Source organism: Roseibacillus ishigakijimensis (assembly GCF_016595415.1).
Lineage (GTDB): Bacteria > Verrucomicrobiota > Verrucomicrobiia > Verrucomicrobiales > Akkermansiaceae > Roseibacillus > Roseibacillus ishigakijimensis.
In genome coordinates this window covers 1-2,500 of sequence record NZ_JAENIO010000070.1, presented here as the reverse complement: position 1 = coordinate 2,500, position 2,500 = coordinate 1, and the positions used below count along the sequence as shown (strand labels likewise).

Genomic DNA, 2,500 nt, shown 5'->3' with positions numbered 1-2,500 from the left:
GAAGCGTGAGTAAAATCACGTGGAGGACCGAACCGATGTGTGTTGAAAAACGCTCGGATGAGCTGTGGGTAGGAGTGAAAGGCTATTCAAACCCCGTGATAGCTGGTTCTCTCCGAAATGTATTTAGGTACAGCGTTGTATGCTGACTGAGGGGGGTAGAGCACTGAAAGGGCTAGGGCCCATACCCGGGTACCAACCCCTATCAAACTCCGAATACCCTCAGGTGTAATACAGCAGTGAGTCAGTGGGGGATAAGCTCCATTGGCGAAAGGGAAACAGCCCAGACCAGCAGCTAAGGTGCCTAAATTCTACTCAGTGGAAAGGAGGTGAGGTTTCACAGACAGTGAGGATGTTGGCTTAGAAGCAGCCACCATTTAAAAAGTGCGTAATAGCTTACTCATCGAGAGACCTTGCGCCTAAAATGATTGGCGATAAGTAGAATACCGAAGCTCTGGACTCCGTAAGGAGTGGTAGGAGAGCGTTCCCAACGCAGTGAAGGGTGATGGCGACTGACCCTGGAGCGTTGGGAAGTGAGAATGCAGACATGAGTAACGATAAGAGCGGTGAAATCCCGCTCCGCCGTAAACCCAAGGTTTCCCGGGCAACGTTTTTCGTCCCGGGGTTAGTCGGGACCTAACCCGAGGCCGATAGGCGTAGGGGATGGCAAGCCGGTTAATATTCCGGCACCCAGTCAGGAGGACGCTTGAGTCAAGGATACCAGGTTATTGAATTCCGAGGTGCGGCTACGGCCAATCCGTATATCCGGCGCTTGAGCCAAGAAAAGCCCTGACACTAATGGCCCGTACCGCAAACCGACACAGGTGGGTGGGTAGAGTATACCAAGGCGCAAGAGTGAAACCTGGTTAAGGAACTCGGCAAAATGGCTCCGTAACTTCGGGAGAAGGAGTGCCCCTTTTATGGGGGCCGCAGTGAAATGGCCCAACCGACTGTTTAGCAAAAACACAGCATTCTGCTAAGGCGCAAGCCGATGTATAGGATGTGACACGTGACCAATGCCAAAAGATTACGGTAAGGTGTTAGCCCTCGGGCGAAGCTCCGAACCCAAGTCCTGGTGAATGTCGGCCGTAACTATAACGGTCCTAAGGTAGCGAAATTCCTTGTCGGGTAAGTTCCGACCTGCACGAATCGTGCAACGAGTTGGGCACTGTCTCAACCAGGAGCTCAGTGAAATTGTAACGCCGGTGAAGATGCCGGCTACTCGCAGAAGGACGGAAAGACCCTATAGACCTTAACTGTACGCTGTTACTGTTTTTTCGACCTCAATGCTCAGCATAAGTGGGAGACTTCGAAGCCATCCTTTAGGGGACGGTGGAGTCACCAGTGAGATACCACCCTTTGATGTTGGAAATTCTAACCCCATGCCGTCATCCGGCTGGGGGACCGTGGCAGCCGGTCAGTTTTACTGGGGCGGTATCCTCCCAAAGAGTAACGGAGGAGCGCGAAGGTGGGCTCAGCACGGTCGGCAACCGTGTTTCGAGTGTAAAGGCACAAGCCCGCCTAACTGTGAGACCGACAAGTCGAGCAGATACGAAAGTAGGCCTTAGTGATCCGGCGGTTGAATGTGGAATTGCCGTCGCTCAACGGATAAAAGGTACCTTAGGGATAACAGGCTGATCACGCCCAAGAGTTCATATCGACGGCGTGGTTTGGCACCTCGATGTCGGCTCGTCGCATCCTGGGGCTGGAGAAGGTCCCAAGGGTCCGGCTGTTCGCCGGTTAAAGCGGCACGCGAGCTGGGTTCAGAACGTCGCGAGACAGTTCGGTCCTCTATCCTCTGTGAGCGCAGGAAGATTGCGCGGTTCGTTTCCTAGTACGAGAGGACCGGAAACGACGCACCTCTGGTGTATCTGTTGTTCTGTCAAGGGCATTGCAGAGTAGCTACGTGCGGAACGGATAAGCGCTGAAAGCATCTAAGCGCCAAGCCATTCGCAAGATAAATCTTCCCTTAAGGATCGTGGGAGACGACCACGTTGATAGGCTGTCGGTCGAAGTGTGGCAACACATGTAGCCAAGCAGTACTAATCATCCGATCGACTTGATTTCTTCAACTCTCGAAAATCTCAAGTTCCAAGAAACAAAGACAAACAACGATTGATAGAGCGCAAAAGCCGGAAACGGTGCAGGAGACAATCAGACCTTTCACACGGGCATCAAAGAGCAGGAAAGACTCGTTCGTAAACGCCTAGCCCTTAGAGGGAAGCCCTCGGAAGAAAGAAAAAGCCTTTCGAAAGTTTCCCTCTGGTGGCCAGAGCGTAGTGGAACCACCCGGTCCCATCCCGAACCCGGAAGTGAAACGCTGCCGCGCCGATGGTAGTGGGGCGACAGGCCCTGTGAGAGTAGGTCGCCGCCAGTTAAAAGCCCGATTTCGTCTAGCGACGGAATCGGGCTCTTTTTTTGTCCGCGAAGAGGGACTGGAAGGAGGACAGGGGAAGTCGGCTGCCAGAAAGGGAAGACGCGTCCCGCGTGGCGGAGAGGCAGA

At 53.6% G+C, this 2,500-nt stretch carries 2 rRNA genes (1 of these 2 cut by a window edge); both read left to right on the top strand.

Going from position 1 to position 2,500, the window contains the following annotated elements:
* Positions 1-2,064 (top strand): 23S ribosomal RNA (locus tag JIN78_RS16365); it begins 718 nt to the left of the window's first position.
* A 194-nt stretch (positions 2,065-2,258) separates the two neighbouring features.
* Positions 2,259-2,374 (top strand): 5S ribosomal RNA (rrf, locus tag JIN78_RS16360).
* The last annotated feature ends 126 nt before the right edge of the window (positions 2,375-2,500 follow it).